Origin of the sequence: Kytococcus schroeteri, from assembly GCF_002847825.1 — a bacterium.
GTDB lineage: Bacteria > Actinomycetota > Actinomycetes > Actinomycetales > Dermatophilaceae > Kytococcus > Kytococcus schroeteri.
In genome coordinates this window covers 89,302-112,565 of record NZ_PKIZ01000007.1, presented here as the reverse complement: position 1 = coordinate 112,565, position 23,264 = coordinate 89,302, and the positions used below count along the sequence as shown (strand labels likewise).

General features: G+C 74.2%; 20 protein-coding genes and 2 pseudogenes. 3 read left to right on the top strand and 19 right to left on the bottom strand.

Going from position 1 to position 23,264, the window contains the following annotated elements:
- Positions 1 to 148: 148 nt before the first annotated feature.
- Positions 149 to 1,010, bottom strand: a pseudogene (locus tag CYJ76_RS05120) (AMP-binding protein); the annotation flags it as partial.
- 207 nt (positions 1,011 to 1,217) lie between these two features.
- Between CYJ76_RS05120 and CYJ76_RS13075 the strand changes: the two are divergent.
- Positions 1,218 to 1,346, top strand: coding sequence for a hypothetical protein (locus CYJ76_RS13075; protein WP_256374409.1), 129 nt, complete (start codon positions 1,218 to 1,220; stop codon positions 1,344 to 1,346).
- 66 nt (positions 1,347 to 1,412) lie between these two features.
- On the opposite strand, the gene CYJ76_RS05115 is transcribed toward CYJ76_RS13075, so the two are convergent.
- The 8 genes and pseudogenes from CYJ76_RS05115 to pta all read right to left on the bottom strand — a co-directional run bounded on the left by CYJ76_RS05115 (position 1,413) and on the right by pta (position 11,209).
- Complete coding sequence (locus CYJ76_RS05115; RefSeq protein ID WP_070703433.1) at positions 1,413 to 1,607, bottom strand: hypothetical protein; 195 nt, start codon at positions 1,605 to 1,607, stop codon at positions 1,413 to 1,415.
- A gap of 35 nt (positions 1,608 to 1,642) precedes the next feature.
- A complete protein-coding gene (gene ispG / locus CYJ76_RS05110; RefSeq protein WP_070703434.1) occupies positions 1,643 to 2,800 on the bottom strand; it encodes a flavodoxin-dependent (E)-4-hydroxy-3-methylbut-2-enyl-diphosphate synthase in 1,158 nt (385 codons plus the stop codon).
- Positions 2,801 to 2,821: 21 nt separating this feature from the next.
- On the bottom strand, positions 2,822 to 4,141 hold the full coding sequence (locus CYJ76_RS05105; RefSeq protein WP_101849447.1) for a M50 family metallopeptidase: 1,320 nt from the start codon (positions 4,139 to 4,141) through the stop codon (positions 2,822 to 2,824).
- Positions 4,141 to 5,325 carry a 1-deoxy-D-xylulose-5-phosphate reductoisomerase gene (dxr, locus tag CYJ76_RS05100; protein ID WP_101849435.1) on the bottom strand — a complete coding sequence of 395 codons (1,185 nt, stop codon included), beginning with the start codon at positions 5,323 to 5,325 and terminating at the stop codon, positions 4,141 to 4,143. Before dxr ends, CYJ76_RS05105 begins: the two co-directional genes overlap by 1 nt.
- A 42-nt stretch (positions 5,326 to 5,367) precedes the next feature.
- Positions 5,368 to 6,213 carry a GH25 family lysozyme gene (locus CYJ76_RS05095; protein ID WP_070705888.1) on the bottom strand — a complete coding sequence of 282 codons (846 nt, stop codon included), beginning with the start codon at positions 6,211 to 6,213 and terminating at the stop codon, positions 5,368 to 5,370.
- A 181-nt stretch (positions 6,214 to 6,394) separates the two neighbouring features.
- Positions 6,395 to 7,896, bottom strand: a pseudogene (locus CYJ76_RS05090) (NAD-dependent succinate-semialdehyde dehydrogenase).
- 5 nt (positions 7,897 to 7,901) lie between these two features.
- The gene (locus tag CYJ76_RS05085; protein ID WP_101849434.1) at positions 7,902 to 9,086 is read right to left on the bottom strand and encodes an acetate/propionate family kinase; all 1,185 of its coding nucleotides are present in this window, start codon (positions 9,084 to 9,086) and stop codon (positions 7,902 to 7,904) included.
- A complete protein-coding gene (pta, locus tag CYJ76_RS05080) occupies positions 9,083 to 11,209 on the bottom strand; it encodes a phosphate acetyltransferase (protein ID WP_238138154.1) in 2,127 nt (708 codons plus the stop codon). The genes CYJ76_RS05085 and pta overlap by 4 nt, the downstream gene beginning before the upstream one ends.
- A 63-nt stretch (positions 11,210 to 11,272) precedes the next feature.
- Between pta and CYJ76_RS05075 the strand changes: the two genes are divergently transcribed.
- On the top strand, positions 11,273 to 12,484 hold the full coding sequence (locus CYJ76_RS05075; RefSeq protein ID WP_101849433.1) for an LOG family protein: 1,212 nt from the start codon (positions 11,273 to 11,275) through the stop codon (positions 12,482 to 12,484).
- Between the two features lies 1 nt (position 12,485).
- On the opposite strand, the gene rlmN is transcribed toward CYJ76_RS05075, so the two are convergent.
- From rlmN to rpsB, 6 genes are all read right to left on the bottom strand, one after another.
- On the bottom strand, positions 12,486 to 13,751 hold the full coding sequence (gene rlmN, locus CYJ76_RS05070; protein ID WP_070704672.1) for a 23S rRNA (adenine(2503)-C(2))-methyltransferase RlmN: 1,266 nt from the start codon (positions 13,749 to 13,751) through the stop codon (positions 12,486 to 12,488).
- Positions 13,752 to 13,819: 68 nt separating this feature from the next.
- Positions 13,820 to 14,692: a phosphatidate cytidylyltransferase gene (locus CYJ76_RS05065; RefSeq protein WP_070704669.1), complete on the bottom strand. Its 873-nt coding sequence runs from the start codon at positions 14,690 to 14,692 to the stop codon at positions 13,820 to 13,822.
- Between the two features lie 19 nt (positions 14,693 to 14,711).
- Positions 14,712 to 15,272 carry a ribosome recycling factor gene (gene frr, locus CYJ76_RS05060; RefSeq protein WP_070704666.1) on the bottom strand — a complete coding sequence of 187 codons (561 nt, stop codon included), beginning with the start codon at positions 15,270 to 15,272 and terminating at the stop codon, positions 14,712 to 14,714.
- Between the two features lie 64 nt (positions 15,273 to 15,336).
- A complete protein-coding gene (gene pyrH / locus CYJ76_RS05055) occupies positions 15,337 to 16,071 on the bottom strand; it encodes a UMP kinase (RefSeq protein ID WP_070704663.1) in 735 nt (244 codons plus the stop codon).
- Positions 16,072 to 16,194: 123 nt separating this feature from the next.
- Positions 16,195 to 17,043 (bottom strand): translation elongation factor Ts, encoded by an 849-nt coding sequence (tsf, locus tag CYJ76_RS05050; protein ID WP_070704660.1) that lies wholly within the window; start codon positions 17,041 to 17,043, stop codon positions 16,195 to 16,197.
- A gap of 51 nt (positions 17,044 to 17,094) precedes the next feature.
- Positions 17,095 to 17,937, bottom strand: coding sequence for a 30S ribosomal protein S2 (gene rpsB, locus CYJ76_RS05045; RefSeq protein ID WP_070704657.1), 843 nt, complete (start codon positions 17,935 to 17,937; stop codon positions 17,095 to 17,097).
- A gap of 325 nt (positions 17,938 to 18,262) precedes the next feature.
- On the opposite strand from rpsB, the gene CYJ76_RS12825 reads away from it, so the two are divergent.
- The gene (locus CYJ76_RS12825) at positions 18,263 to 19,054 is read left to right on the top strand and encodes a M23 family metallopeptidase (RefSeq protein ID WP_070704654.1); all 792 of its coding nucleotides are present in this window, start codon (positions 18,263 to 18,265) and stop codon (positions 19,052 to 19,054) included.
- Between the two features lie 36 nt (positions 19,055 to 19,090).
- On the opposite strand, the gene CYJ76_RS05035 is transcribed toward CYJ76_RS12825, so the two are convergent.
- From CYJ76_RS05035 to CYJ76_RS05020, 4 genes are all read right to left on the bottom strand, one after another.
- Positions 19,091 to 20,071 carry a tyrosine recombinase XerC gene (locus tag CYJ76_RS05035; protein WP_101849432.1) on the bottom strand — a complete coding sequence of 327 codons (981 nt, stop codon included), beginning with the start codon at positions 20,069 to 20,071 and terminating at the stop codon, positions 19,091 to 19,093.
- Between the two features lie 106 nt (positions 20,072 to 20,177).
- Positions 20,178 to 21,290 (bottom strand): DNA-processing protein DprA, encoded by a 1,113-nt coding sequence (gene dprA, locus CYJ76_RS05030; RefSeq protein ID WP_101849431.1) that lies wholly within the window; start codon positions 21,288 to 21,290, stop codon positions 20,178 to 20,180.
- Positions 21,287 to 22,813 carry a YifB family Mg chelatase-like AAA ATPase gene (locus CYJ76_RS05025; RefSeq protein WP_070705653.1) on the bottom strand — a complete coding sequence of 509 codons (1,527 nt, stop codon included), beginning with the start codon at positions 22,811 to 22,813 and terminating at the stop codon, positions 21,287 to 21,289. The genes dprA and CYJ76_RS05025 overlap by 4 nt, the downstream gene beginning before the upstream one ends.
- Positions 22,810 to 23,175 (bottom strand): YraN family protein, encoded by a 366-nt coding sequence (locus CYJ76_RS05020; protein WP_070705652.1) that lies wholly within the window; start codon positions 23,173 to 23,175, stop codon positions 22,810 to 22,812. The genes CYJ76_RS05025 and CYJ76_RS05020 overlap by 4 nt, the downstream gene beginning before the upstream one ends.
- Between the last annotated feature and the right edge of the window lie 89 nt (positions 23,176 to 23,264).

Sequence of the window (23,264 nt, the reverse complement as noted above, 5' to 3'; positions counted from 1 at the left end):
AACACTGACCGCGGCCACAGCGCCCTGAGAGGACTCCCACCCACCAGCCGACTGTCACCAACCTGATGACCGAGAACACCTAGGCGCTGCCCTGCCGGTGCGGGCGGGCGGCCGGGCTCGCGCCTCAGCGGCGCAGCGGCACCTCCCGCAGGGCCTCCACCACGTCCACCTCCTTGAGTGCGGCCACCACCCCCACGTCGTCGCGGACCCGCTGCACCACCTCGGCCGCCAGGGCCTCCCGCCCGGCGTCGTCGAGCTCCACACCGTCCTTGAGCACCACCAGGGCACGCGGCACCTGGCCCTTGAGCTGGTCGGCCACGCCCATGACCGCGCACTCGGCCACCGAGGGGTGCCCCGCGATCGCCTGCTCCAGCGAGCCGCTCGAGAGACGGTGCCCGGCCACGTTCAGCACGTCGTCGGTGCGGCCCAGGACGTGCACGTAGCCGTCGCCGTCCACCATCCCGCCGTCACCGGTGAGGTGGTGCCCGGGTGGGCCGAGAGGTAGCTGGAGACGTAGCGCTCGTCGTCGCCCCACAGCGTGGGCAGCGTGCCCGGCGGCATCGGCATCCGCAGGCAGATGGCTCCCAGCCGGGCGCACGCCAGCATCGCCACGACCGCCTGCGGCACCATCGGCATGTAGATGACGACGGTGTCGCCCTTGCCGACGCCCAGGTCCCGCAACCCACTGGCGCAGCGGACCACCTCGTCGAGCAGCTCGCGTAGGTGTACGTCCGCTGCGTGCCGGTGACCGGGGAGTCGTACACGAGCGCCGCCTGCTCTCCGCGGCCGTGGATGACGTGACGGTCCAGCACGTTGAAGCACACCTTGAGCTCTCCGTCGGGGAACCACCGGTAGAGCGGTGCGTCGGCGTCGTCCAGGGCCCGGGTGGGGCGCTTCACCCAGTCGATGGCGCCGGCCGCCTCGAGCCAGAATCCCTCGGGGTCCTCCAGGCTGCGTCGGTGGACGTCGGCATAGGACCCGGATCCGGGGGTCGGGAGGTGCAGACTCATGGTCGTCCGCCTCTCCGCCGGCCGCGCCGGTCGTGCCGGCCATCGCCGAGTCACGGACGCCCCGCGGCTCCGCGTCGATTGTGGGCACGGCCACCCCGCAGCGTCGAGGGGGACGCCCGATCGTCAACCGGCCCGTGACCTCCCGCAGCCGGCCCCCGTGCGCCGGCACGACCTGCGGCGGCGCCACTCCCCCACTAGCCTCGAGGCATGCGCATCGGCAACACCGACGTCCGCCCCCTCGGCGGCGGCCCCGGCTGCCTGGCCATGATCCTGTTCTCCGTCATCGCCTCGGTCGCGCTGACGGTCCTGCTCAACCTGGCCGTCAACCTCTTCTGAGGCGAGCGGACCACGCACGTCGGGGGCCCGGGGACGTGACGTGCCCGGGCCCCCGACGTGCGCTCCTCAGGCGTCGACCCCGCGGCGCGTCCTGGCGTAGGTCACGACGTAGGCGGTGGTGGCCACGGTGACCAGGACGGCCGCGACGGGCATCGACGGGATGGACAGGGCGGCCACTGTCAGGTACACCGGCGAGCCGCCACCGTCCGCGATGGTCGACAACGCGACCAGGGCGAACAGCCCGATGACGAGCTCCGGCACAGGAATCCTCTGCCTGGCCATCCGGTCCCCGCTGCTCAGCCCTTGGCGGTGACGACCGGGCCGGTCCCCTCGCCGTCAACGGGCTCGCCCATCTCCTCGGCGATCCGCATCGCCTCTTCGATGAGGGTCTCCACGATCTGGCTCTCCGGGACAGTCTTGATGACCTCACCCTTGACGAAGATCTGGCCCTTGCCGTTGCCGCTGGCCACGCCGAGGTCGGCCTCGCGGGCCTCACCGGGGCCGTTGACGACGCAGCCCATGACGGCCACGCGCAGCGGGACGGTCATGCCCTCCAGGCCGGCGGTCACCTCATCGGCCAGCTTGTAGACGTCCACCTGGGCGCGGCCGCACGACGGGCAGGAGACGATCTCCAGCTTGCGGGGGCGCAGGTTGAGCGCCTGCAGGATCTGCGTGCCGACCTTGACCTCCTCCACCGGCGGGGCCGAGAGGCTCACGCGGATGGTGTCGCCGATGCCCTTGGCCAGCAGCGCGCCGAACGCCGTGGCGGACTTGATGGTGCCCTGGAAGGCCGGCCCGGCCTCGGTGACGCCCAGGTGCAGCGGCCAGTCGCCCTGCTCGGCGAGCATCTCGTAGGCGCGGATCATGACCACCGGGTCGTTGTGCTTGACCGAGATCTTGAAGTCGTGGAAGTCGTGCTCCTCGAACAGAGAGGCCTCCCACACGGCCGACTCCACGAGAGCCTCCGGGGTGGGGGCGCCGTACTTCTCGTAGAGTCGCTTGTCCAGCGAGCCCGCGTTCACGCCGATGCGCAGGGACACCCCGGCGTCCTTGGCGGCCCTCGCGATGGCGCCCACCTGGTCGTCGAACTTCTTGATGTTGCCCGGGTTCACGCGCACCGCCGCGCACCCGGCGTCGATGGCGGCGAAGACGTACTTGGGCTGGAAGTGGATGTCGGCGATGACCGGGATCTGGCTCTTGGCCGCGATGGCCGGCAGTGCGTCGGCATCGTCCTGGGTGGGGCAGGCCACGCGCACGATGTCGCAGCCGGCGGCCGTCAGCTCGGCGATCTGCTGCAGCGTGCCGTTGACGTCCGCCGTCTTGGTGGTGGTCATGGTCTGCACGCTCACCGGGGCGTCGCCGCCGACGAACAGGTCACCGACCTTGATCTTGCGGCTCCTGCGGCGCGGGGCGACGGTCTGCGGGGCGGGCGCGGGCATTCCCAGATCGGTCATGCCCCCAGTATCGCAAGCGGCTCAGCCGAGGCTCACCGGCGCCACGATGTCGGCGTAGATCAGCAGCAGGGACATGCCCAGCAGCACCACGGCCATGCCGGTGGCCAGCGGCATCATGCGGGCCACGTCGACGTACCCGGGGTCCGGCAGTCCGCGCAGGCGGGCCCACGCGCGTCGGGTCCCCTCCCACAGCGCGCCGGCCACGTGCCCACCGTCCAGGGGCAGCAGCGGCACGAGGTTGAACACGAACAGGGCCAGATTGAGACCGGCCAGCAGGCTGCCCCAGAAGGCCACGCGCTCACCCCAGTCGAGGCCGAGCTCCTGGCTCGAGGTCACCTCCCCGGCCACGCGACCCACGCCGACCACCGACATCGGACCGTTGGGGTCGCGCTCCTCCAGACCCAGCACGGTCTGGCCCACGTCCCACAGGCGCGCCGGGATGGTGAACACCACCGAGGCGGTGCGCCACAGCCCGTCGCCGACCGCCGGGGGCACCGCCGAGAGCGGCTGGCGCACCATCTCGTGCGCCGGGGAGGCGCCCAGGTAGCCGACCTCCTCGGTGACCGGCTGGCCGTCGCGCTCGACGACCTCGCCGTCGACCACCTTCGGCCGCTCGCGCAGCACCGGGTGGGCGGTGAGCTCGACCCGCTCTCCGTCGCGCTCCACCACCAGCGGCAGGGGATGGTCGCCCCCGCTGCGGATGGCGTCGGTGACCTGCTGCCAGGAGTCCACCGGCGCACCGGCCACCTCCACGATGTGGTCACCCGGCCGGAGCCCGGCCGCGGCGGCGGGACTCGGGTCGTCCCCCGGACCGCACTGCGTGGCCTGCGGGTCGTCGGTCACGCACTCCACCACGGCCTTGACGGTCGTGGTCGGCTGGGCCGTGCCGTGCAGGGTCAGCAGCCCCGTGAGCAGCACCACGGCGATGAGCAGGTTCACCAGCGGCCCGCCGAGCATGATCATGACCTTGCGCCAGACCGGCAGCTTGTAGAAGACGCGGTCGGCGTCCTCGGGGCGCACCTCCTCCAGGGCCGCGGCGCGCGCGTCCTCGGAGACCTGGTCGAGCAGGCCGGTGGAGCTGCGGCGGACCGTGCCGGCCGGGTCCTCACGGCGCGGCGGCAGCATGCCGATCATGCGGATGTACCCGCCCAACGGGATTGCCTTGACGCCGTACTCGGTCTCCCCCCGGCGGGTGGACCACAGGGTGGGGCCGAAGCCGACCATGTACTGCGTGACCCGCACCCGCGAGGCCTTGGCCGGCAGCAGGTGGCCCACCTCGTGCAGGGCGATGGAGGCGCAGATGCCCAGGAAGACCACCAGCACGCCCAGCAGGTAGAGCATCACGCCGCGTGCCCCTCGATGGCGCGGTGGGCGGCCTCGCGGGCGCGGTCCTCGGCGGCCAGCACGTCGTCCAGGGTGAGCGACTCCTCTCCCCCGGCACCCAGCTGCTCCACCACCTGCGCGACGGTGTCCACGATGCCGGTGAACGGCAGCCGGCCGTCGTGGAAGGCCTCCACGCACTCCTCGTTGGCCGCGTTGTAGACCGCCGGGGCCGTGCCGCCGAGGCGACCCACGTGCACGGCGAGGTCCACCGCCGGGAAGGCCTCGGCATCGAGCGGGGCGAAGTCCCACTGCATGGGGGTGGTCCAGTCCGTGGGCTCGTCCACGTCGGTGAGCCGCTCCGGCCAGCTCAGCCCCAGCGCGATGGGCACGAGCATCCGCGGAGGCCCGATCTGGGCGATGGTGGAGCCGTCGTGGAACTCCACCATCGAGTGGATCTGCTGCTGCGGGTGCACCACCACCTGGATGCGCTCGTAGGGCACCCCGAAGAGCAGGTGGGCCTCGATGACCTCCAGGCCCTTGTTGACCAGCGTGGCCGAGTTGGTGGTGATGACGTGACCCATGGCGAAGTTCGGGTGGGCCAGGGCCTCGGCGGGCGTCACGCCCTCGAGCTCGGCGCGGGTGCGGCCGCGGAAGGGGCCGCCGGAGGCCGTCACGACCAGCCGGCGCACCTCCTGGGCGCGCCCGGAGGCCAGGCACTGGGCGATGGCGGCGTGCTCGGAGTCCACGGGCACGATCTGGTCGGGGCGTCGGCGTGCGGCCTCCACGAGCGGCCCGCCCACGATGAGCGACTCCTTGTTGGCCAGCGCCAGGGTGCTGCCGGCCTCGAGCGCCGCGAGGGTGGGACGCAGGCCGATGGACCCGGTGATGCCGTTGAGCACCACGTCCACGGGCTCGGCGGCCAGCTCGGTGGCGGCGTCCGGCCCCGTGAGCACGCGGGGGCGCAGCGCCTCGCCGCCCGGCGTGGCGGCCAGGGCGGCGCGCAGCTCGGCCTCGGTGCCCCGGGCGAGGGCCACCACCTCGGGACGGGCCGTCACCACCTGGCGGGCCAGGAGGGCCAGGTCGCTGCCGCCGGCCGCCAGCCCGTGGACGGTGAAGCGTCCGGGGTTCTGGTCGACGACCTGCAGGGCCTGGGTGCCGATGGAGCCGGTGGACCCCAGGAGCGTGACGCGGCGCGGAGACATGGGCGCCAGCGTACGGCCCACCCCCGGGGTCCCAGCGGGTGCTCAGCCCCGGCGCGCCAGCCGCTCCAGGTCGGCGCGGTCGCCGTGCACGCGGTTCACGTCGTACCCGTGGGCGTCCACGGGGTAGGCCTGCCAGATGGTGTGGGTGGCGCCGTGCATCGACCACGACTTGGGCGCGATGCCGGGGGCGCTGGAGTAGCGGGCCAGCCAGAGCTTCACGTCCGAGAAGTCGGCCGTGCCCACGCAGGTGTTCCACCAGTGGGCGTTGGTGTAGACGACCGGCTTGACCCCGGTGAGCTCCTCGTAGCGGGTGATGAAGTCCCGGGCCCAGGCGGCCATCTCGGCCTGGGACTTGCCGTAGCAGACCGGGCCGTAGGGGTTGTACTCCATGTCCAGCGCGCCAGGCAGGGTGCGGCCGTCCGGGCTCCAGCCGCCGCGGTGGGCCACGAAGTACTCGGCCTGCTGGCGTCCGGAGGAGACCTCCGGGTTGGCGAAGTGGTAGCTGCCCCGGAGCATCCCCTGCTCGGTGGCGCCCTTCCACTGGTCGCTGAAGGAGTCGGTGGCCAGGTAGGTGCCCTCGGTGGCCTTGATCCACACGAACTGGGCCGAGTGGTCGGTGAACCACTGCCAGTCCTCGATGGTGGTGTGGCCACTCGTGTCCACGCCGTAGGGGCCGTGGGTGAGCTCGGCCACCGGGTCGATGGGGGCGCGACCGAAGGCGGTGACGGAACCGGGCTCCTCGACGGGGAGGGTGGAGCCCATCGTGGCGCCCTCCCCCGAGGTGGGGAGGTCGTCCGGGGCGGCGTCGCCGGTGCCGCTGGCGACGGCCGGTGCGGAGAGGGCGGCGAGCAGGAGGGTGGCAGCAGCGAGCGTGCGGGTACGAGACATGAGTGCGCGTCCTGGTGAGGGGTCGGGGCGTGCGGGCCCGGGCACCCGGGCACCGTCGGGCAGGCTAGGGAGGCCCGCCCCACCCGTCCAGAGGCGCCCGGGTTCCTTGACCGAAAACTGACCGACCACCGTGTACCGGTCACCGCCGCAGGGCGTTTGGGCCCCCCGCGCCGCACCACTCTCAGTCGGCCAGACCGAGGTACTGCGTGTCGAGATACTCCTCCACGCCCTCGTGACCGCCCTCGCGCCCCAGGCCGGAGTGCTTCACGCCGCCGAAGGGTGCCGCGGGCTGGGAGACCACGCCCATGTTGAGCCCGACCATGCCGGTCTGCAGGCCCGCCGAGAAGCGCATGAGCCGCGAGACGTCACGGGAGTAGACGAAGCCGACGAGGCCGAACTCGGTGTCGTTGGCCGCCGCCAGCGCCTCCTCCTCGGTGTCCACCACGTGCACCGGCGCCACCGGGCCGAAGACCTCCTCGGCCAGGAGGCGCGCCCCGGCCGGCACGTCGGCCAGCACGGTGGGCGCGTACCAGCTGCCGCCCTCGGGCAGGTCGGCGCGCAGCGCCGCGCTGGCCTCGGGGCCGCCGGTGGCCACGGTGGCACCGCGGTCCAGCGCGTCGGTGACGAGCTCGGTCACCTTGGCCAGGGCGTCGGCATCGACCAGGGGGCCCAGGTCCGTGCCCTCGTCGCCCCGCGCCCGACCCGCCGGGCCGCGGCCGCCTCGGCCAGGCGGCGGGTGAACTCCTCGGCCACGCCGCGCTGCACCACGAAGCGGTTGGCCGCCGTGCAGGCCTGCCCGATGTTGCGGAACTTGGCCGCCATCGCACCCTCCACCGCGGCGTCCAGGTCGGCGTCGTCGAGCACCACGAACGGCGCGTTGCCGCCGAGCTCCATGGACGTGCGCAGCAGGCCCGGGGCCGCCTGCTCCTGCAGGGAGGTGCCCACCGGGGTGGACCCGGTGAAAGTCAGCTTGCGCAGCCGCGGGTCGGTGATGATGCGGGAGGACACCGCCTTCGCGTCGGCGGTGGTCACGAGGTTGACCACGCCCGCCGGCACACCCGCCTCGGCGAGCACGTCCACGAGCAGCATCGCGGTGAGCGGCGTGGCCTCGGCGGGCTTGAGCACCACCGTGCAGCCTGCCGCGAGCGCCGGGCCCACCTTGCGGGTGCCCATGGCCAGCGGGAAGTTCCACGGGGTGATGGCGTACACCGGCCCCACCGGCTTGCGGCGGGTGAGGATGGTGGACCCGCCGGCGGGGGCAGGCACCATGCGGCCCTCCAGGCGCACCGCCTCCTCGGAGAACCAGCGCAGGAACTCGGCGCCGTAGGCCACCTCGCCGCGGGACTCCTCGAGGGACTTGCCCATCTCCAGCGTCATGAGGGCGGCGACGTCCTCGGTGCGCTCGGTGAGCAGGTCGAAGGCGCGGCGGAGCACGTCCGAGCGCTCCCGGGCCGGGGTCGCTGCCCAGTCGGCCGCGGCCCCCACCGCGGCGTCCAGGGCGGCCACGCCGTCCTCGACGGTGGCGTCGGCCACCTCGCGCAGGACGGTGCCGTCGCTGGGGTCGGTGACGGCGAAGGTCCCGCCGCCGGTGGCCTCGCGCCACGCCCCGCCGACGTACAGGCCGGTCCAGGAGGCGGGTGCGAGGTCGTGGAGGCGCTGCTGCAGGTCTGCGTGGGAGGTCATGCCCCTCAGCCTGCCACTGCCTCCTGGGCCGCGCGCGCGATGGCGAGCTCCTCGTTGGTGGGGGTCACCAGCACCGCCACCGACGACTCCGGCGCGGAGACGACGGTGGAGCCGGCCGTACCCCGCGGCACCGAGGCGTTGGCCTGCTCGTCGAGCACCACCCCCAGTGCGGCCAGCCGCTCGCAGAGCTCGGCGCGCAGCTCCACGTTGTTCTCCCCGACGCCGGCGGTGAAGACCAGCGCGTCCAGGCCGCCCATCACGGCGTGGAAGGCCCCCACGTAGCGCACCAGGCGGTGCAGGGAGACGTCGAGGGCCAGCCGGGCCCGCTCGTCGCCGGCGGTGGCCGCGGCGCGCACCTCGCGCATGTCGCCCGTGCCGGTCATGCCCTTGAGGCCGCTGCGACGGTTGAGCAGCTCGTCCACCTCGACGGCGCTCATGCCCTGACGTTGCAGGTGGAGGATGACGCCGGGGTCGAGATCGCCGGTCCGGGTGCCCATGACCAGGCCCTCCAAGGGCGTCATGCCCATGGTCGTGTCCACGGGCCGGCCGTAGCGCACCGCCGAGGCCGACGCCCCGTTGCCCAGGTGGAGCACCACCGTGCGCAGGTCCTCGCGGGAGCGGCCCAGGTCGCGCGCGGCGCGGTCGGAGACGTAGTCGTGGCTCGTGCCGTGGAAGCCGTACCGGGCGATGCGGTGGCGCTCGGCCACCTCGGCGTCCAGGGCGTAGGTGCGTGCCTCGGCCGGCAGGTCGGCGAAGAAGGCGGTGTCGAAGACACCCACGTGCGGCACCTGCGGCAGGTGTTGGCGGGCGGCCTCGATGCCCAGCACGTTGGCGGGGTTGTGCAGCGGCGCCAGCGGGGAGAGCTCGCGCACCACCTCCACCACGGCGTCGTCGAGGAGCACCGGTGCGGTGAAGCGGCGGCCGCCGTGGACGACGCGGTGGCCCACCACCTCGACCTCCTCCAGCAGGCCGCCCTCCCCCAGCCGGTCGAGCACCCAGCCGAGGGCCTCGGTGTGGTCGGTGAAGGGCTGCTGCACCCCGGACTCCTCGCCGCGCAGCACGAGCGTGGCCTCACCGGACGGCTCGCCGATGCGCTCCACCAGGCCCTTGGCGTGCACCTGGCCGGACCCGGGGTCGAGGACCTGGAACTTCACCGACGAGGAGCCGGCGTTGATGACGAGTGCGCTCACGAGGGGCTCCCTGCGGTGGACGGGGTGGTCTGGGTGGTGGCCGCCTGCACGGCGGTCATGAGGATGGTGTTGACGATGTCGTCCTCCAGCGCCCCGCGCGAGAGGTCGTTCACCGGGCTGGCCAGGCCCTGCAGCAGCGGGCCCACGGCGAGCGCCCCGGCCATGCGCTGCACGGCCTTGTAGGTGTTGTTGCCGGTGTTGAGGTCTGGGAAGACCAGCACCGTGGCCCGGCCGGCCACGTCGGAGTCCGGCATCTTGGAGGCGGCCACGGAGGGCTCCACCGCGGCGTCGTACTGGATGGGCCCGGCCACCGGCAGGTCGGGGGCCAGCTCGCGCACCCGCTCGGTGGCCGCGCGCACCTTCTCCACCTCCTTGCCGGAGCCGGACTCACCGGTGGAGTAGCTGAGCATGGCCACCCGCGGCTCGATGCCGAAGGCGCGGGCCGTGGCGGCGCTGGCCACCGCGATGCCGGCGAGCTCGTCGCTCGTGGGCTCGGGGATGACCGCGCAGTCGGCGAAGACGAGCACGCGGTCGGCCAGACACATGAGGAAGCAGCTGGAGACCTCCGTGCTGCCCGGGGCGGTGCCGATGACCTGGAAGGCCGGGCGGATCGTGTCGGCCGTCGTGTGGGCGGCACCGCTGACCATGCCGTCGCACTGCCCGTCGCGCACCAGCAGGGTGCCGAAGGTGTTGGGGTCGGTGACCACCGTCCGCGCGGTGGCCAGGGTCATGCCCTTGTGCTTCCGCAGCTCGGTGTAGAGCTCGGCGAGACGTTCGGCATCGGGGTCCGAGGCCGGGTCGCGCAGGGTGGCGCGGGAGAGGTCCACGCCCAGCTCGCGGGCACGGGCCGTCATCGCGTCCACGTCGCCGAGCACGGTCAGGTCCACCAGGTCGCGGGTGAGCACCCGGCCGGCGGCGCGCAGGATGCGGTCGTCCCCGCCCTCGGGGAGCACGAGGTGGCGGCGGCTGGCGGCGGCGCGTTCCACGAGCTGGTGCTGGAAGATCAGCGGCGTCACGGCCGAGGTGGGCCGCACGTCGAGCTGCTCCAGCACCCCCCGGGCGTCCAGGCGCCCGCCCACCAGGGCCAGCGCGGCGGCGGTCTTGCGGCCACTCCCCTGCCCCAGCAGGCCGCGTGCCCCCGCGGCGGCCCGGGCGGTCTCGTAGGTGTTGCCCGCGGTCTCGATGACGGGCAGCCGCAGGTTGAGGCCCTGCACCAGCGCCCGCACCTGCTCGCTCACCTCGAAGCCGCCGTTGAGCACCACGGCGCTGAGGGTCGGGAAGCCCTCGGAGGTGTGCGCCGCGATGAGGGTCAGCAGGATCTCCACACGGTCGCTGGCGGCGATGCACAGCTGGCCGTCGGCGAGACGCTCCAGGATGTGCTCGGGGTTCATGCCGCCCACGAGCACGTCCTCGACCTCCCGGTCCAGGGCGGCCTCGTCGCCCCACAGCAGGGTGCCCTCCACGGCGGCCATCACGTCGCGCACGGTGGGCGCCGAGAGCAGCGGCAGGTCCGGCACGGCGCCCAGCAGGGGCACCTCGCCCCCGGACGACCGCGCGATCCCCGCGGCGCCGGCGGCCACGGCATCGGCCTCGGACTCCCCGCCGGTGACCCGGTTGACCACCACGCCGAGCACGTCCGCGTGCTGGGCCTCGGCCTCGTGGACGCACACCTCCACCACGGTGCGCACCTGCTCGGGCGTGCGGTCCTGCCCGTGCACCACGAGCACCATCGGGGCCGCGAGGTTGGCCGCCACGCGGGCGTTGAAGGAGAACTCGGTGGGGCCCGTGACGTCGGTGAAGTCCGACCCGAGCACGACGACCAGGTCGCACTCGTCGGCCAGCCGGTGGTAGGCCGTGAGCACCTGGGCCAGGGCCGCCTCCTCGTCGGCGTGCACCTTCTCGTAGGTGACGCCCACCGCGTCGGCCGGCGGCACGGAGGACCCCGCCCGGGTGAGCAGGGCCTGGAGGATGGGGTCGGCGTCGCGGTCCTCGGCGCGGGCGACGGGGCGGAAGACCCCGACCCGCTCGACCAGTCCGACGGCGGCGTCGACGAGGGCCAGGGCGACGGCGGACTTGCCGGTGCTGCCCTCCGGGGAGGCGACCATGACGGTGCGGGCGTTCATGGGCCCAACTCTGCCAGCACGCAGGGCCTGCTCCGGCCCGGGGGTGCGGGCTACGGTCGGGGCATGAGCACCGCCGGCCACCTGCCCGCCGTCCCCCTCGCCGGCCACCGGGAGCACCCGGTGACCCCGGCCCGCGAGGTGGCCACCACCGCCTCGCTGGAGCGCCTGCTGGACCGCGTGGAGGCCGGGCGGGACAGCCTCGACCGGGTGGCCCTGCAGGGTCTCGACCTGCGCCCGGTGGCCGACCGGCTGCTCGCCCTGCCCCCGGCGGCCCTCGCGGGCGTGGTGCTCTTCGGCGGGCAGGTTCCCACCCCGGTGCGCGACCACCTGCTGGCCGCCGGGGCCATCGTCTTCCCACCCGCCCCCGAGGCGCCGGTGCACCCCTACCGCGGGTGCACCTACACCGCCGAGGAGCTCTACGCCGGCCTCGACGCCCACGGGTACGCGGCCACCCCGGACGGGCGCGCCCACGCGTGGTTCCGCACCGAGCGCCTCGAGGGGGACCCCTACGTCTCGGTGCTGCGCGCCATCCACGACGACACGGTGGTGGACGCCCTCGTGGACGACCTGGCCGGCCACAGCGTGGTGGGGGTCATGGGCGGGCACGCCCTGCAGCGCGGCACCCCCGGGTACGCCGAGGCCGCGGCCCTGGGCCACGAGCTCGCGCGGGCCGGGCACCTGGTGCTCACCGGCGGCGGCCCCGGCGCGATGGAGGCGGCCAACCTCGGCGCGCTGGCCCCGGACCACGCCGCGCTCCAGGAGGCCCTGGCCCTCGTGGCCGTGGTGCCCGGGTTCGACGACGTGGCCGCCTGGGCGCGCGCCGGGTTCGCCGCCCGCGACACCCTGCTGCGCGCCGCCGGCGAGACGCCCGGTGCCGAGGCCTGCGCGGCCGCACCCGCCCGCCTGCGCAGCGTGGGCGTGCCCACCTGGTTCTACGGCCACGAGCCGCCCAACGTGCTGGCGCAGCGCATCGCCAAGCTGTTCTCCAACGCCGTCCGCGAGGACGTGCTGCTGGCCCGGTCCGACGCGGGCCTCGTGGTGCTCCCCGGCGCCGCCGGCACCGTGCAGGAGGTCTTCCAGGTGGCCACGCGCCTCTACTACGCCACGCCGGGCTGCGAGCTCGGGGCACTCGTGCTCGTGGGGCGGGAGCACTGGACGCGGAGCCTGCCGGTGTGGCCGCTGCTGGAGGCCCTCGGCACCGACCGCGCCCTGGGCGGCGTGCTGCACCTGGTGGACGACGTGCGCGAGGCCGCGCACCGCATCGGGCCCGCCTGAGTCAGGCCAGGGTGCCCTCCGGAGCGGCGGCCAGCTGCCCGCACGCGCCGTCGATGTCCGAGCCGCGGGTGTCGCGCACCGTGGTGGGGATGCCGGCGGCGCGCAGCCGCTCCACGAACTGCTGCTCCACGCCGGGGCGCGAGGCGGTCCACTTGGAGCCCGGCGTCGGGTTGAGCGGGATGGGGTTGACGTGCACCCAGCCGCGGCCGCGGGCGTTGAGCTTCTCCCCCAGCAGGTCGGCGCGCCAGGCGTGGTCGTTGATGTCGCGGATGAGGGCGTACTCGATGCTCACGCGCCGGCCCGTGGCCTGGTAGTAGCGGTACGCGGCGTCCAGCGCCTGGTCCACGTTCCACCGGGTGTTGATGGGAACCAGCTCGTCGCGGAGCTCGTCGTCCGGGGCGTGCAGGCTGAGCGCCAGCGTGGCGGGCACGCCCTCGGCGGCGAACTTGTCGATGGCGGGCACCAGGCCCACTGTGCTCATCGTCAGGCCGCGGGCGCTCATCCCCAGCCCGTGCGGGGCAGGCTCCACCATGCGCCGCACGGCGTCGACCGCGCGACGGTAGTTGGCCAGGGCCTCGCCCATGCCCATGAACACCACGTTGTGCACCCGCAGCGGGCCGCCGGCCGCCATCGGGGTGTCCAGCGGGTCCTCGGTCCCGTCCAGCGCGGGGTCGGCGTCGTTCTCACCCAGCTCCACCTGGCCCTCGGCGAGCTCCGGCGGCGGGGTGAGCCCGGGCGCCTCGGGGTCGTTGAGCATGCGGTTGGCCGCCACCAGCTGGCCCACGATCTCGGCGGTGGACAGGTTGCGGGTCAGGCCCTGCTGCCCGGTGGCGCAGAAGGGGCAGTTCATGCCGCACCCGGCCTGGCTGGAGAGGCACAGCGTCACGCGGCGCGGGTAGCGCATGAGCACCGACTCCACCAGCGCCCCGTCGTGGAGGCGCCAGAGGGTCTTGACCGTGGCGCCGTCGTCGGCACGCTGCACGCTCACCGGGGTGAGCAGACGCGGCATGAGGGCGCGCACGGTCTCCTCGCGGCCGGCCTTGGGCAGGTCCGTCATCGCGGCCGGCTCGTCGGTCCACCGCTCGAAGAAGTGCTTGGAGAGCTGGCTGGCGCGGAAGGCTGGCCAGCCGGCCTCGGTGACCGCCGCCCTGCGGCCGTCCATGTCGAGGTCCGCCAGGTGCTGCGGCGGCTTGCCACGGCGCGGGGCGGTGAAGGTGAGCTGGCCCGGGGCGGGCGGCTGGGTGGTGGGCTGCGGCAGGTCGGTCATCGCCCCCATCATCGCACTGCCACCACACCCCGGGCAGGGCGCGAGGCGGGACCACCGGGTCCGGGCGGTCAGGGCGTGGGCACCGCCACCGCGAGGATGGCCCAGGCCACCGGCGCGGCCACCAGCAGGGAGTCGAGGCGGTCCATGATGCCGCCGTGGCCCGGCAGCAGGTTGCTCATGTCCTTGACGCCCAGGTCACGCTTGAGGGAGGACTCGGCGAAGTCCCCCACCGTGGCCGCCAGCGCCACCGTCACGCCGAGCAGCGGGCCCACCCACAGCGGCCCGGGCAGCACCCACGCCATCACCGCCAGTCCCCCCAGGGCGGCCGCGCACACCGACCCGGCGAAGCCCTCCCAGGACTTCTTGGGGCTCAGGTGCGGCGCCATCGGGTGGCGGCCGAAGCGCACCCCCGCGGCGTACCCGCCGACGTCCGAGCAGGCCACGAGCAGCACCAGGGCCACCACGCGCTGCACGCCGTCCGCCGGGGAGACCAGCAGCACCGCGCACGCCGCGAGCGCCCCCACGTAGCCCGTCACCAGCGCGGCGCCGGTCACGTCCGCGATGGCGCGGGGGACCCCCGCCGAGGCCGGGTGGTAGGGGTCCTCCCGGTCGTCGCGCTGCGGGCGGTAGGCCCTCCACACCACCTGGAGCGCCACCATCGCCACGGCGGACACCGCGAGCCCCGACCCACCGGCGAACCAGGTGGACCAGGCGATCACCATCGGGCCCACCACGGTGGGGACCCACGGCACCCGGATGCCGCCCGGGCGGTGGCGCAGCGCCTGCATCAGCTCCCAGGCCGCCACCGCACCGGCGGCGCCGGCGAGCAGCACGAAACCCTCGCGCCGGATCACCAGGGAGACGATGATCAGCGTCGCGAGGGCGAGTGCGACCGTGATGGCCGCCGGCAGGTTGCGGCCGGCGCTCGGTGTGGCGGACACGGGATCGGTGTGGGCCGGGTCAGACCTCGAGGAGCTCGGCCTCCTTGGCCTTCAGGATCTCCTCCACCTGGTCGGTGTGCTTCTTCGTGAGGGCCTCGAGCTCCTTCTCGCCACGGGCGCCCTCGTCCTCGCCGATCTCGCCGTCCTTGACCAGCTTGTCGATCTGCTCCTTGGCCGCACGGCGCACGTTGCGCAGGGACACGCGGGCCTCCTCGCCCTTGCCCTTGGCCAGCTTGATGTACTCCTTGCGGCGCTCCTCGGTGAGGGCCGGCAGCACGCAGCGGATCTGGTTGCCGTCGTTGGACGGGTTCACGCCCAGCTCGGACTCGCGCAGGGCCTTCTCGATGGCGGACATCGCCGACTTGTCGAAGGGCTGCACCATGATCGTGCGGGCCTCGGGCACCTGGAAGGACGCCAGCTGCTGCAGCGGGGTCGGGGCGCCGTAGTAGTCGACCATGATCTTGGAAAACATGCCGGCGTGGGCACGGCCGGTGCGGATGTCCGCCATGTCCTCGTGGGCGACCTCGATGGCCTTCTCCATCTTCTGCTGGGCCTCGGTCAGCGCGTCCTTGACGGTCATGCGGAACTCCTGTGTCTCGTGGTGGTTCGGGGTGGCCGTGCGGGGCCGGTGGTGCCGGTCCGGCTCAGTCGGCCGTGACGATGGTGCCGATTCTCTCACCACGCAGGGCCTGCGCGATGGCGCCCTCGCCCTGCATGCCGAAGACCATCATCGGCAGCTTGTTCTCCATGCACAGCGAGAAGGCGGCGGCGTCGGCGATGCGGAGCTGCTTGGCCAGGGCCTCGGCGAAGGTGAGGTGCTCGTAGCGCTCGGCGGTGGGGTCGGTGTGGGGGTCGGCGCTGTAGACGCCGTCGACGCCCGACTTGCTCATGAGCACCTCGTCGCACTTGATCTCCAGCGCGCGCTGGGCGGCCACGGTGTCGGTGGTGAAGAAGGGCATGCCCGCCCCGGCGCCGAAGATCACCACGCGCCCCTTCTCGAGGTGGCGGATGGCGCGGCGCGGAATGTACGGCTCGGCGACCTGGGTCATCTCGATGGCGGTCTGCACGCGCGTGTCCACGCCCTCGGCCTCGAGGAAGTTCTGCAGCGCCAGGCAGTTCATGACCGTGCCGAGCATGCCCATGTAGTCGGCCCGGGTGCGCTCCATGCCCTTGGTCTGCAGCTCGGCGCCGCGGAAGAAGTTGCCGCCGCCCACCACGATGGCCACCTGCACGCCCTCGCGGACGGCATCGGCGATCTGGGCGGAGATGCCCTTCACCACGTCGGGGTCCACGCCGACCGACCCGCCACCGAACACCTCTCCGGACATCTTCAGCAGCACCCGGCGTGCTGCGGTGCTCTGCTCTGCGGTCGTGCTCATCGGCTGGCCTCCTGGGTCACGGTGCGGCGGGCCTTCGGGCCCGGACGATCCTTGCACACCCTCCCGGCGGGGACGCCGAAGGGCCCACCCCGTGCGGGGTGGGCCCTTCGTGCGGTGCAGGGATCAGGCCTGCAGGTCGGAACCGACCTTGAAGCGCACGAAGCCGGTGACCTCGGCGCCGGCCTCCTCGGCCACCTTGGCCACGGACTTCTTGGGGTCCTTGGCGAAGGGCTGGTCGAGCAGCACGTTGTCCTTGAAGAAGGCGTTCACGCGGCCCTCGATGATCTTCGGCAGGGCCTGCTCCGGCTTGCCCTCCTCCTTGGCCGTCTCCTCGGCGATGCGACGCTCGTTCTCCACCACGGTGGGGTCGATCTCGTCGCGGGTGAGGGCGGTGGGGGCGAAGGCGGCGGCGTGCATGGCCACGTCGCGGCCGATCTGCTCGTCGGTGCCGGTGGTGGCCACGAGCACACCGATCTGCGCCGGCAGGTCCGGCGAGGTCTTGTGCAGGTAGGCCACGACCTGGCCCCCCTCGGGGGCGGTCAGGCGAGCGAGGTTGCGCACCTCGATCTTCTCGCCGATCTCGGCGTTGGAGGAGTCCAGCAGCGCCTGGACGGTCTGGCCGTCCAGCTCGGAGGACAGCAGCGCCTCGGCGGAGTCGATCTGCTGCTCGGCGGCGTGGCCCAGCACCTTGTCCGCCAGGGCGATGAACTTCTCGCCCTTGGCCACGAAGTCGGTCTCGCAGTTGATCTCGAGCAGGGTGCCCGCACCGTTGCCGGTGTGCGCGGCGACCAGGCCGTTGGAGGCCGAGCGGCCCTCACGCTTGGTCACACCCTTGAGGCCCTTGATGCGCAGGGCCTCCTTCGCGGCCTCGATGTCGCCGTTCGACTCGTCGAGGGCCTTCTTGACGTCCAGCATCCCGGCGCCGGTCTGCTCACGCAGGGCCTTGATGTCAGCAGCGGTGTAGTTCGCCATGAACCTTCGTTGCTCCTTCGGTGTGGTGGATCTGCGGTCGGTTCGGGTGGCTCAGGCCTGGGCGGAGTCGGTGGACTCGCCCTCGGCGGCGGCGGCGGCCTCGGCGGGCGCCTCGGTGGCGGCCGGGGTCTCGGCACCCTCACCGGCGAGCAGCTCGCGCTCCCACTCGGCCATGGGCTCGTCGGCGGCGGCGTTGCCCCCACCGTTGCGGGCCATGAGGCCCTCGGCGGCGGCGTCGGCCACGATGCGGGTCAGCAGCGAGACGGAGCGGATGGCGTCGTCGTTGCCCGGCACGGCGTAGTCGACCTCGTCGGGGTCGCAGTTGGTGTCCAGGATGGCGATGACCGGGATGCGGAGCTTGCGGGCCTCGGTGACGGCCAGGTGCTCCTTCTTGGTGTCCACGACCCAGACCGCGGAGGGGGTGCGGGTCATGTCGCGGATGCCGCCCAGGGTGCGGTCGAGCTTGTCGAGCTCGCGCTTGAGGACCAGCAGCTCCTTCTTGGTGCGGCCGGAGTTGGCCACGTCGTCGAAGTCGATGGCCTCGAGCTCCTTCAGGCGCTCCAGGCGCTTGGCCACGGTCTGGAAGTTGGTGAGCATGCCGCCCAGCCAGCGGTGGTTCACGTAGGGCATGCCCACGCGGGTGGCCTGCTCGGCGATGGTCTCCTGGGCCTGCTTCTTGGTACCGACGAACAGGATGGTGCCGCCGTGGGCCACGGTCTGCTTGACGAACTCGTGGGCCTCGTTGAGGTAGGTCAGCGACTGCTGCAGGTCGATGATGTAGATGCCGTTGCGCTCGGTCATGATGAAGCGCTTCATCTTGGGGTTCCAGCGACGGGTCTGGTGTCCGAAGTGGACGCCGCTCTCGAGGAGCTGGCGCATGGTGACGACGGCCATGCCGAGGTCTCGCTTTCTGATGGGGTGCAGTTGTCTCCTGGCCCGGGTGGCGCACCCCACCCCGCGTCCGGGTGGACGGTCGGGGACCACGGGCGCGCGGGTCGAGACCCGGGCGCGAATTCGCGCTCACCGGCGGCGGGCCCGGATTCCTCGGAAGGTCTCGGGCACACCGACAGATCACACGTGTCCCCGAGTCTATCCCACGGCGAGACGTGCCCCTGCGCGACGCCCTCGCCTGTGGGCCCACGTAGGGCCCCCTCCCGGCGTCCACAGGGGGCCGCGCGACCCGCCACGGGTGCAGCTCCTCCCCCGGCAGCCTCGCGGCATGGACACCTCGCGCCCCTCCCGTTCCGCCACAACGACCCGGCCGTGGCGCCGCCTGCTGCGTCGCGCCCTCGTCCCGGCCACCGCCTGGGCGGTGCTCCTCGCCGGCCTCGATGCGCCGACCGCGGCGGCCGAGGCCCATCCGGACGCGGCGCCGCCCGGACCGGAGGAGGTGGAGTCGATGCCCAACACCACCGACGTCACGCTGCCTCCTCCGCTGTGGCTGCCCTGGGAGAAGGATGTGCATCTCGACCTGGTCTCCCGCGCGGCGCCCCAGGCGTGGGCCCTGGCCGCAGCGTGGGGTCAGGTACCCGGCGGGGTGCCGGCCACCAGGGACACCGCACCGCTGGCGACGGCCTCGGGCCTGGACCCCATGGACTACAAGTGGCCCATCGCACCGGTGAAGGTCGTGCGCCCGTTCAAGCCGCCGAAGCACCGCTACGGACGGGGCCACCGCGGGGTCGACCTGCGGGCCGTCCCGGGGACGCCCGTCTACGCCGCCGGGCCCGGGTTCGTCGCCTTCAGCGGTCCGGTGGCCTCGGTGGGGACGCTCTCCATCCAGCACACCCTGCGGCTGCGCACCACCTACCAGCCCCTCACCGCCCGCGTCCCGATGGGCACACCCGTGGTCGCCGGCACGCCCATCGGGTTGCTGTCCCCGGGTGGGCACTGCCTGCCGGCCTGCCTGCACTGGGGCGCCAGGACCGGGCTGCGGACCTACATCGACCCGACGCTCCTGCCGGACTTCGCGCCGGAGCTCAAGCCCCTGGACCAGCGTCGGCGCCGGCGCTGATCCGGCCCCGGCCCACGGAATGGGCAGGGGGCCGGTTCAGGCCCGGGGGTGGGCGCGCCCGAAGGCCTCGCGGAGGCGTTCCACCGAGACGTGGGTGTACACCTGCGTGGTGGCCAGGCTGGCGTGCCCCAGGAGCTCCTGCACCGACCGCAGGTCGGCCCCCGCGTCCACCATGTGCGTGGCCGCCGAGTGGCGCAGGCCGTGCGGGCCCATCCGGGGGGCGCCGTCCACGCCCTCGACGGCCCGGTGCACCACGCGTCGCACCTCGCGGGGGTCGATGCGACCGCCCCGCGCCCCCAGGAAGAGCGCGCCCGCGCTGCGGTCACCCACCAGGACGGGCCGTCCCCGGTCGGCCCAGGCCGCGAGCGCCTCGGCGGCCGGGCGGCCGAAGGGCACGACCCGTTCCTTGTCCCCCTTGCCCAGCACGCGCACGGTGCGCTCGGCGTGGTCGACGGCCCCGCGGTCGAGGCCCACGAGCTCCCCCACCCGGATGCCGGTGGCGTAGAGCAGCTCGAGCAGGGCGCGGTCGCGCAGCGCCAGCGCCGTGGTCACCGGGTCGTCCGGTGCCCCGTCCTGCCGCGGGGCCGCGCCGTCCGGCCCGGCCCCGCCGGGCCTGTCGACCGGCCCGGCAGCCACTGCACCCGAGACCACCGCCTCGGCCTGGTCCGCCCGGAGCACGCCGGGGAGCCGCCGCTCCCCCCGCGGCGAGACCAGGCGGGCCGAGGGGTCGGTGTCCAAGGTACCGCGCGCCACCATCCAGCCGAAGAAGGCCCGCTGCGCCGCAGCACCCCGGGCGAGGGTGGTGCGCGCGAGGCCCCGGGCAGAGCGCGCCGCGGCGTGGGACCGCAGGTGGGCCAGGGTCACCCGGTCCCACCGGTCCACGCCCTGCTCCTGGAGGTGCTCGACCAGTCCCCGCAGGTCGGTCAGGTAGGCCCGGACGGTGTGGGCCGAGCGGCCACGCTCGTGCTCGAGGTGGTCGCCGAACTCCTCCACCGCCCGCGCCAGGTCCGTCCGCATGCGGGACAGTCCACCACGGCGTCCCGGAACCTGGGTGCGTGGTGGGCCGGCCCGGCCCGGGCGGGGCCGGGCCGGCGGACGAGTGCACAGTACCGGGCTCCGTGCGTCAGCGGGTGCGGACCCACCCCCGGTCCGTGCGCTGCACCTGACCGGCGAGCGCCAGCAGCCCCAGGGCCAACTCGGCCTCGGCGAGGGACCGGCCCCCCGCGCGGGCCACCGCATCGGTGGTGGAGCCCCGCGGGCTGACGACGTCCCAGCACCACCGGTGCTCGGGCTCCACCGCGTCCCGGTCCGCCGCCGGCCCCACCGGTACCGGCGCGAGGGCGGCACCCAGGGGTGACAGGGCCTCCAGGGCCTCCTGCGGCGTGGTGACCAGGGTCGCCAGGCCATCGCGGACCACCTGGTGGGTCCCCACCGAGAACTCCGAGGTGACCGGGCCGGGCACCGCGGCCACCGGGCGGGAGCAGGAGTCCGCCCAGCGCGCGGTGGACAGCGAACCCGACCGCGCACCGGCCTCCACCACCAGCGTGCCGCCGGAGAAGGCCGCGATGAGGCGGTTGCGGGTGAGGAAGCGCCCCCGGTGGGGTGCACAGCCCGGGGCGGCCTCGCTGACCAGCGCCCCCTGCCCGGCGACCGCCTGGAGCAGGTCCGCGTGTGCCGCCGGGTAGGGGCGGTCCACTCCCCCGGCGAGGAAGGCCACCGTCGTGCCGGGCGCCGAGAGGGCGCCCCGGTGGGCTGCGGCGTCGACGCCGAAGGCTCCCCCGGAGACGACCGTCACCCCCGAGGCCGCGAACTCCTGGCTCCAGGTGCCGGCCACCGACTGGCCGTAGTGGGTGGCGGCGCGAGCACCGACCACGGCCACCGAGCACTCCAGCGCCTCGGCCAGGTGGGACCGGCCCCGCACCCACAGGCACACCGGTGGGTGCTCGAGGCGGTCGGCGCCGTCGGGCCACTCCTCGTCACCCGGCACGAGCACCCGGACGCCCAGGCGCGCGGCGCGGGCCTCCTCCTCGGCCGGGTCCCACTGTGCGAGCCGGGGCGCGAAGCGACCCTTCGCCACCGAGGGGTCGGCCACGAGGTGCTCCAAGGCGCGTTCGGGACCGAGCCGCTCCAGCAGGGCGGTGGCCTCCTTGTCGCCGGGTTCGGACAGGCGGCTCCACGCGGCACGTGCCGCGCGCTCGGGCGACCAGCGCGGGGTCGGGGCGGACGGTGCGCTCATGCCGCCTCCACCCCGCGCAGCACCACGGCCTGCGCCACGTGCTCGGAGGTCACCGCACCCCCGTCGGACAGGTCGGCCAGGGTGCGGGCGACCCGCAGCACCCGGTCCACGGCCCGCGTGCTGAGCACGCCGGCGGCGTGGGCCGTCCGGAGGCGGTCCAGGGCGGCGGGCGGAACGGCGTGGGGGCCGCGGCGCAGGACGCTGCCCGGGGCGTGCACGTTGAGCGACCACGGGTGCCCCGCCCAGCGTTCCCGCTGCCGCTGCCGAGCCCGCGCCACGCGCTCGGCCACCACCGCCGAGGACTCCGGGAGCTCGCGCGTCATCGGCCAGACGGTGGTGGGGTCCATCTCGACCTGCAGGTCGATGCGGTCGCGGACGGGGCCGGACAGGCGCTTGGCGTACTGCCGGCGCGTGGTGGGCGTGCACTCGCAGACCGCGCCCGCGGTGGCCCGCCGGCCCGCGAGGCCGCAGGGACACGGGTTGGCCGCCAGCACGAGCTGGAAGCGCGCCGGCAGCTCCACCGCCCCCTCCGAACGCAGCACCACCACGCGCCCCTCCTCGAGCGGCTGGCGCAGCCCCTCCAGCACGTCGCGCCGCAGCTCGGGGGCCTCGTCGAGGAAGAGCACCCCGTGGGTGGCCCGGGAGACCGCCCCGGGGCGGGCCCGCCCCGACCCACCCCCGAGCACCGCGCTCGCGGTGGACGCGTGGTGCGGGGCCACGAAGGGCCTCACCCGGGTCAGGCCCACAGGGGTGGCCTCGGTGACCGACGCGATGGCCGCGACCTCCAGTGCCTCGTCCTTCTCCAGCGGCGGCAGGATGCCGGGCAGCCGCCGCGCCAGCATGGTCTTTCCCGTGCCGGGCGCCCCGTGCAGGAGCAGGTGGTGCCCGCCGGCGGCGGCCACCTCCAGGGCCCGTCGGGCGGCCTCCTGGCCCACGACTTCGGAGAGGCAGGCGACCTCCTCGGCGGCCGGGGGTTCCGGCAGCGCGGTGGTGCACCCCATCGGGCGGCCGTGGGTGACGTAGTCCTCCACCAGTGCCGCCAGGTGGGTCACGGGCAGCACCTCGACGCCGGGCACGGTGCAGGTGGTGGTCCACGACGCCGCGGGCACCACGACCCGCTCGACCCCGGCCGCCCGGGCGGCGAGCACCGCCGGGAGCACGCCCGGGACGGGGCGGACCTCCCCGTCGAGCCCGAGCTCCCCGACGTGTGCGACCTGCTCCACCGCCCCGGCCGGCACGACACCCGCCGCCGCGAGGATCGCCAGGGCGATGCCCAGGTCGTAGCCCGTGCCCCGCTTGCGCAGGTCGGCCGGGGACAGGTTGACCACCACCTTGCGGCTGGGCAGTTGGATGCCGGCGTTGGCCGTCGCGGCCCGGATGCGGTCCGGCGCCTGCGCGCACGCGGCGTCCGGCAGGCCCCCGATGGTGAAGGTGGGCAGCCCCGCGCCCATGTCGGCCTCCACCTGGACCATCCGGCCGGTCACCCCCACCAGGCCCACCGCCCAGGTGCGCCCGAGGGTCATGACACGGCCCCCGGCACGTGGTGGACGGTCACCGGGCCCCCGGGCGGCGCGAGCACCCCCAGCACGTCGATGCGGACCTCGTCCCACCGGCCCGGGTGCGCCTGCAGCCAGGCCGCGGTGAGGCGCCGCAGGCGGCGCCGTTGCGCCAGGGAGACCATCTCCACCGGCTCGCCGAAGGCCGCCGTGGAGCGGGTCTTCACCTCGCAGACCACGAGGCGGGGCCCCTCGGCCACCACGAGGTCGATCTCGCCGTGGGCCCCGTGGCGCCAGTTGCGGTCGAGCAACTCCGCGCCGCGCTCCTCCCACCAGCGGGCGGCGATGTCCTCCCCCTGCCGCCCCAGGGCTGTGCGTCGTGCAGTCATGCCCCGCAGCGTGGCCCCGTGCACCGGCGCGCGGTGGGCGAGGGCGCCGGGCCTGTGGCTGCGCCCCCGGGCCGGTCCCCAGCATCGAG